Here is a 7,651-nt window from a genome sequence, read left to right as displayed (position 1 = left end):
TTATCGTGCTGGTGATGGCGTTACTGATCGGCGCCAATAACATCATGACCAATCTGTTCCAGGGCGCACTGATTCCGAATAGCGCGATCCAGGAAGGGGATTCAGTCGTAAATCCGGAAGTAATCTAAGAAGCACCGAGCATTCTGGTAATCCTCAACTCAAAAGGAGGTGTTTATGGCTTTGCGCGTCATTCCGATCCGTCAGTCCGGTAACCGTCCGAACCTGTTCATGGGTGGTGACCGCGAACTGGTGATGTTCTCGATCCTGATTGCAGCCACCTCGATTTTTGCGGCCATGGAAATCAAAACCGCCATCTTTGGCATTGCACTGTGGATTTTTGCATTGTTCGCGCTGCGGTTGATGGCCAAGCATGATCCGATGCTGCGCCATGTCTACCTGCGCCAGCTTCACTACAAACGCTACTATCCGGCGCGCAGCACGCCGTTTTATGACAACCTGCCACGTATGGAGCGGCAATTCCAATGATTGCGGCAATCACGATCCTGATTGCCATCCTCGGCGCATTGCTGCTGTGGATGCTGTTCATGCGTATTCGCGAGACGACCAGAGCCTTCAAACTCGATAAGCACCGGTCTAAAGAAACCGGCTTTGTCGATCTGCTGGTGTATGCAGCCGTGGTTGACGACGGTGTGATCGTCGGCAAGAACGGTGCATTGATGGCCGCATGGCTGTATAAAGGCAGCGATACCGCAAGCAGTACCGATATTGAGCGCGAACAGGTGTCCCGGCAGATCAACCATGCGCTGTCGCGGCTGGGCAGCGGCTGGATGATACATGTCGATGCAGTGCGCAAACCCGCGCCGGCGTATGCCGGCAGGGGATTATCCCACTATCCTGATCCCGTATCGGCAGCTATTGATCAGGAGCGGCGCGAATACTTTGAATCGCTGGGTACCCTGTACGAGGGTTACTATGTGTTGTCGCTCACGTATCTGCCGCCGATGCTGGCGCAGCGCAGGTTTGTTGAAATGATGTTCGATGACGACAGTAAAACCCCTGACCATGCGGCACGCACGCAAGGTTTGTTGCAGTATTTTGCGCGTGAATGCGCCAATCTCGAGTCAAGACTGTCGGGCACGATTGAGCTGACGCGGCTGAAAGGGCGCAAACAGGTCAATGAAGACGGCTCGATAACCACGTATGATGATTTTTTGAGCTGGCTGCAGCTGTGCATTACCGGGCGCGATCATCCGATGGTGCTGCCGGCCAATCCGATGTATCTCGACGCCATTCTGGGTGGTCAGGAAATGTGGGGCGGGGTGGTGCCCAGAATCGGACGCAATTTCGTGCAGACGGTTTCGATTGAAGGCTTTCCGCTGGGGTCAACGCCCGGCATGTTGAATGTATTGACCGAACTGCCGTTTGTCTACCGCTGGTCGACACGCTATATCTTTCTGGATACCCATGAAGCGGTATCGCGCCTGGACAGGTACCGCAAAAAGTGGAAACAGAAGATACGCGGTTTTTTTGACCAGGTGTTTCATTTAAACAGCAGCGTCATCGATGAGGATGCCGCAAGTATGACCGTCGATGCGCAATCGGCCATCGCTGAAACCAACAGCGGCTTTGTGGCGCAGGGTTACTATACCAGCACCGTGGTATTGATGATGGAAGACCGCGCAAAACTCGAAGAAGCGGCCCGCAAGGTGGAAAAAGCCATCAACCACCTGGGCTTTGCCGCACGGATTGAATCAATTAATACCATGGAAGCGTATCTCGGTACGCTGCCGGGTCACGGTGTGGAGAATGTGCGCCGCCCGTTGCTCAATACCATGAATCTGGCCGATCTGATGCCGGTCAATACCATCTGGACCGGCAAAGCGCAGGCACCCTGTCCGATGTATCCACCCAGTTCACCGCCGCTGATGCATTGTGTCACCCAAGGTGCCACCCCATTTCGGCTCAACCTGCATGTGCGCGATCTCGGACACACCTTCATGTTCGGCCCGACCGGCGCCGGTAAATCCACGCATCTGGCGTTGATTGCCGCGCAATTGCGACGCTATAAGGACATGTCGGTGTACTGCTTTGATAAAGGCATGTCGATGTATCCATTGACCCGGGCGGTCGGCGGCCAGCATTTTACCGTGGCAGGCGACGATGAATCACTGGCGTTCTGTCCGTTGCAGTTTCTAACATCCAAAGGAGACCGCGCCTGGGCACTGGAATGGGTTTGTCTGATGGTGGAATTAAACGGTATGACGGTAACACCGCAGCAAAGAAATGAAGTGAGCCTTGCTATCGTCAACATGCACCAGAGCGGTTCCCACACCCTGTCTGACTTCCTGGTGACGATTCAGGATGAAACCATACGCGAAGCGCTCAAACAATACACCATTGACGGCATGATGGGTCATCTGCTCGATGCAGAGGAAGATGGACTCAAGCTGTCGAACTTCACCACCTTCGAGATCGAGGAATTGATGAATCTGGGTGATAAGTACGCACTGCCCACGCTTTTATACCTGTTTCGCCGGATTGAACGCAGCCTGCAGGGTCAGCCTGCGGCCATTATCCTCGATGAAGCCTGGCTGATGCTAGGTCATCCGGCATTTCGCGCCAAGATCCGTGAATGGCTCAAGGTGATGCGCAAAAGCAACTGCCTGGTGCTGATGGCCACCCAAAGCCTGTCGGACGCCGCCAGTAGCGGCATTCTCGATGTGATTGTCGAATCGACCGCCACTAAAATCTTCCTTCCCAATGTATTTGCCCGCGATGAAGAAGCCGCAGCGCTCTACCGGCGCATGGGTTTGAATGCCCGCCAGATAGAAATACTGGCAACAGCGATTCCCAAACAGCATTACTACACTGTGTCCGAGAACGGGCGGCGGTTATACGCGCTGGCGCTGGGCGAACTGGCACTCGCGTTTGTGGGATCCACCGACAAGGAATCGATTGCCACCATCAAGCAGCTGTACGCCCGTTATGGCGAAGGCTGGGTTGAGCAGTGGCTGGCGATCAAGGGTATTACGTTAAACCAACAAGGCATAGCGGCATGAGTACGATTGGTGATCTGACCACAAAAATCAAAACAGGCATGTTCAACTGGACAGGCAAAAACAATCAGCAAACCAGTGAGCAGGGCGGTTTTATTGAAGGTGGCCGCCGGGCCGGTGAAAACGATAATCCGTATCTGTCGGCACGGCGCACCTGGAACGATCATATGCGTTCAGTGCAGTCTTCACGCAACATGTGGCAGCTGCTGGCGATTTTATGCCTGCTGATCGCACTGGCCGGTATCGGCGGCATGATTCATATCGGCAGCCAGTCCAAATTCATCCCATATGTGGTGCAGGTCAACAAGCTTGGCGAAGCGATTGCGGTATCCCGAGCCGATAGGGCCGCCATCGCCGATCAGCGTGTGGTACATGCTTCGCTGGCGTCATTCATTAATGACATGCGCATGGTCACCCCGGATGTGGCATTGCAGCGTAAAGCCATCTTCCGCGCCTATGCGATGCTTAACACCAACGATGCGGCAACACCCAAGGCCAACGAATGGTTTAACGGGACCGAGGCCAGCAGTCCGTTCAAGCGAGCTGAAACGCAGACGGTCAGTGTGGACATTATATCGGTAATTCCGCAATCAATTGAGACCTGGCAGGTCGATTGGCTGGAAAAGGTGTATGACAGGCAGGGGCATTTGATTGAACAGCCGTTCAAGATGCGCGCGCTGATTCGAGTCTATCACCGGCCGCCAACACAAAGCACCACCGAAGAACAGATTCGAAACAACCCGCTCGGTATTTTTATCCAGGATTTCTCCTGGTCGAAGCAATCGTAGAGAGGCCCATCATGAAACGTTTCATCCCCTTAACTGCGCTGGCCCTGCTCACTGGGATCATTACGCCAGTCCTGGCCGGCAATCTGACCGAAGCCTACTTTACCGGTAAGAATCCGCAGTTAACGCCACAGGAACGTGAAGCCATTGCCATTGCCATTGCTAAAAAATGGCAGGCGAACAATGCGCAGGGCGTCAAGCCGGTCGCCGGTACCGACGGCTCGATCCGCTTTCTGTTCGGGTCCCAGCAGCCGAGCATCGTCTGCGCGGTGTTGCAGGTATGCGATATCGAATTACAACCGGGTGAGCAGGTCAATTCCATTCACCTGGGCGATCAGGCGCGCTGGCTGATAGAGCCGGCGATTACAGGGCAGGGTGCAGCGGAAGTACAGCATTTGATTATAAAGCCGCTGGATGTGGGGCTTGAGACTTCGCTGGTGGTGACGACCAACCGGCGCACCTACCACATGCGGCTGCGCTCTCATCGGCGTGACTTCATGCCCAGAGTCGGGTTTGTCTATCCGGAAGATGCACTGGCCAAATGGGACGCGATCAAGCGCAGAGACAATCGTGCAATGGCGGTCAGGCAATCGCGCGTGATACCGGAGACCGGTGAATACCTGGGCAATCTCGACTTCGGTTATTCGGTTGCGGGCAGTGCGGTATGGAAACCGGTACGCGTTTATAACGACGGCCACAAAACCATTATCCAGATGCCCAAAATCATGGCGCAGACTGAAGCGCCGACTTTGCTGTTGCTCAACAGGGAAGGGGGGTTGTTCAAACAAGATGACACGGTGATGGTTAATTACCGGCTGCAGGGCGATCGCTACATTGTGGATACGGTGTTTGACCAGGCGGTCCTGATTGCAGGTGTCGGCGGCAATCAAAGTCGTGTCACGATTACACGGGGGAACTGATGATGCCACGATTACCAGTCTTCAGATTCATTCTTCTGCCTGTTCTGCTACTCACAGGTTGTGTCACAACACCACCGTATGGCAGTTTTATCCAGAACCCGTCACCGGCGTTTGGTCAGTACAGTGCAGTAATGGCTGAAGACGTCGCAGGTCAGATTGCGCGGCTTTATCCGCCTGCCAGCACCCGGTTTGATATGCAGCATGCCGCCACCGATCCGTTTGGCGAAGCTTTACTGGAAAAACTGCGCGTGCAGGGCTATGCGGTCAATGAGGCAGTACCGGCTGGCTCAATCTTTGCGCTCAATCCTGAGCAGGACAAAGAGACAGCAGATAATCCGGTTGAGGTCACTGAACAAGTCAGTCGTTCCGGGTTGACGCTGCGCTATATTATCGATCATTCGGATGATTTGTACCATCTCAGCATTCTGATTGACGATCAGCGATTGACGCGCGCATTTGTAGCGCAGTCGGAACAGATTGCGCCGGCCGGTCTTTGGGTGCGCAGGCAATAAGGAGGGCAGGGGATGTCAACGGACAAGCTGTTATCAGCGGATACTTCGCCCGATACGGTTGGTAAAAGTATAGGCGTGCGGCGCGTCAATAACCTGCCGCTCTATATCTTTGGTGCAATCATGCTGGTATTCATGCTGCTGATGATGGTGGTGGCGATGAACCGGGCAACCGAGTATAGCGATAATGACTATGCAGACGGTCATGATGTGCAGTCGGGCAGTCATTTTGCATCACTAATCGCCAAAGACTATATCGGTGGCATTATTGAACCCAGAATACGGGCTGAAGAAGCGCAGCCGCCCGGATTTCCTGAACTGCCTGAGCAGAACCTGCGCGCACAGATTATGATTGAGCGACCAGTCGATCTTGATCTGCCGCCAATGCCGCCGGATATGCCGGCAAATGACGCATCGCGCCAGGCCGATCTCGAACATATCCGCATGCTCAAACGCCAGCAGCTGGAAGAAGCAATCAAGGCCAAAACAAACGTCAATGTCATTGCGCCCAGAAGTACGGCATCATCGTCTGAATCCACGTATGCCGGCACGCCATCGCGTGAACAGGCACTGGCAGAACTCGCCCAAGTGCGCCAGCAGATTGACGCCAATCTGCGCGAAGATCCGACTGCCGCCTATCATGCGCGCCTGGCCCAGTTGAGAATGGGGCAGGGCGGTGGTCCGGGTGCAGGTTTGGGTATGGACAGTGACATCGACGATACGCCGATGCTGCTAAATGATCCGGGTGCGGCTGACGCCAATGATTATGCACGCTTTGACGGCGAAGATGATCGCTGGGGTCTGAACAGCGAAGTCAGAAAACCGCAATCACCCTATATTCTGCAGACCGGGTTTGTAATACCGGCCACCTTGATTTCCGGTATCAATTCAAGTCTGCCCGGTCAGATCATGGCGCAGGTCAGTCAGAACATTTACGATTCACCAATCGGCAAGCACCATTTGATTCCACAGGGCTCACGCCTGGTGGGCACATATGCCAGTGAAGTCGAGTTCGGCCAGGCACGGGTCCTGGTTGCCTGGCAGCGCATTATCTTCCCCGATGGCAAGACCATGGATATCGGCGCCATGCCGGGTGCAAACGGGGTAGGGTACGCGGGTTTTAAAGACCAGGTAAACAATCATTATCTGCGCATCTTTGGTTCAGCACTCATTATGTCCGCGATCGTGGCCGGTGCGGCCTACAGCCAGCGCGATGCAGGTGGTGCGTTCGGGCGGCAGAATGCGGGCAGTATCATGAGTCAGTCGCTCGGCCAGCAGCTGGGGCTGGTCACGGCCAATCTTATCCGCAAGAACCTGAATATTTCGCCAACACTGGAAATCAGGCCGGGGTATCGTTTCAACATCATCGTAACCAAAGACATGGTGTTTAACAGACCCTGGGAATCGTTTGATTACGCAAGGAGTGACTACCCATGATAAAAACCCCCGGTACCGTTCTGAAAACAATCCTCACAGCCCTGTTGTTTATCCTGATCTGTTCAGGCAATACAAAAGCAGGGGGGATTCCTGTCTTTGATGCTGCGAATATGGGACAAACCACCGTTGCCGCTATCGAGAATGTATCTCAAACATTGAAGCAGATCCAGCAGTACCAGACACAACTGCAGCAATACGAGAACATGATCCGAAATACCCTGGCGCCGCCGGCGTATGTCTGGGCGCAGGCACAGTACACCATGAACAAGCTCATGCATATGACCAATACCATTCGCTACTACGGCCAGCGTTATGGCGGCCTGGACGGTTATCTGCAACAGTTTCGCAATGTCAATTACTATCGCAGTTCACCCTGTTTTAATTTGCAGGGTAATTGCACCGAATCAGCCTGGAAGTTATTGCAGCAGGGACAGGAAGCCAGTACGGACGCACAGAAAAGTGCGAATGACGCTGTTTTGCGCGGCCTGGACCATCACTCGCAACAGATTCCGCTTGATGCCGCACAATTGCAGATACTGCAGCAAAGAACGCAGACTGCGCAAGGACAAATGGAAGCGCTGCAATACGCCAATCAGCTGGCGGCGCATCAATCCAACCAGTTGCTGCAGATCCGTCATCTCTTGATTGCGCAGCATAACGCCATCAATGCGCAAAACCAGGCACAAGTGGACCAGAGTGCCATGTGGCAGGCCGGGCGGGAAGCGGCGACCCGGCGGTTGAGTCCGGAAACATTGCCGCCCGGTAAAAAATGGTCGGTCAGGGATGCATTTTAATTACTTATTCAAGGAGAACGTCATGAAAAATATTCAGTTGATTGGTCTGGTGGTTTGTTTGCTTGCTTTGGCGTTGTTGTCGGGGTGTTTCAATGATGGGGATGGGCAGCTTGAGCTTAAAGAGACTAGGAAAGAATTGAGTGATTTGCCTCCGGCCAAGAGATGGTCAGTTACAGATGCATTTCCTGA

7 protein-coding genes are annotated in these 7,651 nt (G+C 54.0%); all 7 read left to right on the top strand.

The annotated features are described in order from the left end of the window. Nucleotides 1-174 precede the first annotated feature (174 nt). The 7 genes from C8R11_RS15495 to trbJ are packed head-to-tail and all read left to right on the top strand — an operon-like array spanning nt 175 to nt 7,462. Entirely contained in the window at nt 175-486 is a 312-nt protein-coding gene (locus C8R11_RS15495; RefSeq protein ID WP_107796482.1) for a conjugal transfer protein TrbD, read from the top strand. Next, on the top strand, nt 483-3,020 hold the full coding sequence (locus C8R11_RS15490) for a VirB4 family type IV secretion/conjugal transfer ATPase (RefSeq protein ID WP_107796481.1): 2,538 nt from the start codon (nt 483-485) through the stop codon (nt 3,018-3,020). Before C8R11_RS15495 ends, C8R11_RS15490 begins: the two co-directional genes overlap by 4 nt. Continuing rightward, on the top strand, nt 3,017-3,805 hold the full coding sequence (locus C8R11_RS15485) for a VirB8/TrbF family protein (RefSeq protein WP_107796480.1): 789 nt from the start codon (nt 3,017-3,019) through the stop codon (nt 3,803-3,805). Before C8R11_RS15490 ends, C8R11_RS15485 begins: the two co-directional genes overlap by 4 nt. 11 nt (nt 3,806-3,816) lie before the next feature. After that, the gene (gene trbG / locus C8R11_RS15480) at nt 3,817-4,722 is read left to right on the top strand and encodes a P-type conjugative transfer protein TrbG (protein WP_107796479.1); all 906 of its coding nucleotides are present in this window, start codon (nt 3,817-3,819) and stop codon (nt 4,720-4,722) included. Next, on the top strand, nt 4,722-5,234 hold the full coding sequence (locus C8R11_RS15475) for a conjugal transfer protein TrbH (protein ID WP_244907729.1): 513 nt from the start codon (nt 4,722-4,724) through the stop codon (nt 5,232-5,234). The genes trbG and C8R11_RS15475 overlap by 1 nt, the downstream gene beginning before the upstream one ends. 12 nt (nt 5,235-5,246) lie before the next feature. Next, on the top strand, nt 5,247-6,668 hold the full coding sequence (locus C8R11_RS15470) for a TrbI/VirB10 family protein (protein ID WP_107796478.1): 1,422 nt from the start codon (nt 5,247-5,249) through the stop codon (nt 6,666-6,668). Continuing rightward, a complete protein-coding gene (gene trbJ, locus C8R11_RS15465) occupies nt 6,665-7,462 on the top strand; it encodes a P-type conjugative transfer protein TrbJ (protein WP_107796477.1) in 798 nt (265 codons plus the stop codon). The genes C8R11_RS15470 and trbJ overlap by 4 nt, the downstream gene beginning before the upstream one ends. Nucleotides 7,463-7,651: the final 189 nt, after the last annotated feature.

The sequence above is a fragment of the Nitrosomonas aestuarii genome, assembly GCF_003046585.1.
Lineage (GTDB): Bacteria > Pseudomonadota > Gammaproteobacteria > Burkholderiales > Nitrosomonadaceae > Nitrosomonas > Nitrosomonas aestuarii.
Note: the sequence above shows the minus strand (reverse complement) of the source record. Positions and strands in the feature narration are given on the sequence as shown.

Bases quoted from the DNA above. Each gene is read 5' to 3' on its own strand.
- C8R11_RS15495 (WP_107796482.1), top strand. From the start codon at position 175: ATGGCTTTGCGCGTCATTCCGATCCGTCAGTCCGGTAACCGTCCGAAC.
- C8R11_RS15490 (WP_107796481.1), top strand. From the start codon at position 483: ATGATTGCGGCAATCACGATCCTGATTGCCATCCTCGGCGCATTGCTG.
- C8R11_RS15485 (WP_107796480.1), top strand. From the start codon at position 3,017: ATGAGTACGATTGGTGATCTGACCACAAAAATCAAAACAGGCATGTTC.
- trbG (WP_107796479.1), top strand. From the start codon at position 3,817: ATGAAACGTTTCATCCCCTTAACTGCGCTGGCCCTGCTCACTGGGATC.
- C8R11_RS15475 (WP_244907729.1), top strand. From the start codon at position 4,722: ATGATGCCACGATTACCAGTCTTCAGATTCATTCTTCTGCCTGTTCTG.
- C8R11_RS15470 (WP_107796478.1), top strand. From the start codon at position 5,247: ATGTCAACGGACAAGCTGTTATCAGCGGATACTTCGCCCGATACGGTT.
- trbJ (WP_107796477.1), top strand. From the start codon at position 6,665: ATGATAAAAACCCCCGGTACCGTTCTGAAAACAATCCTCACAGCCCTG.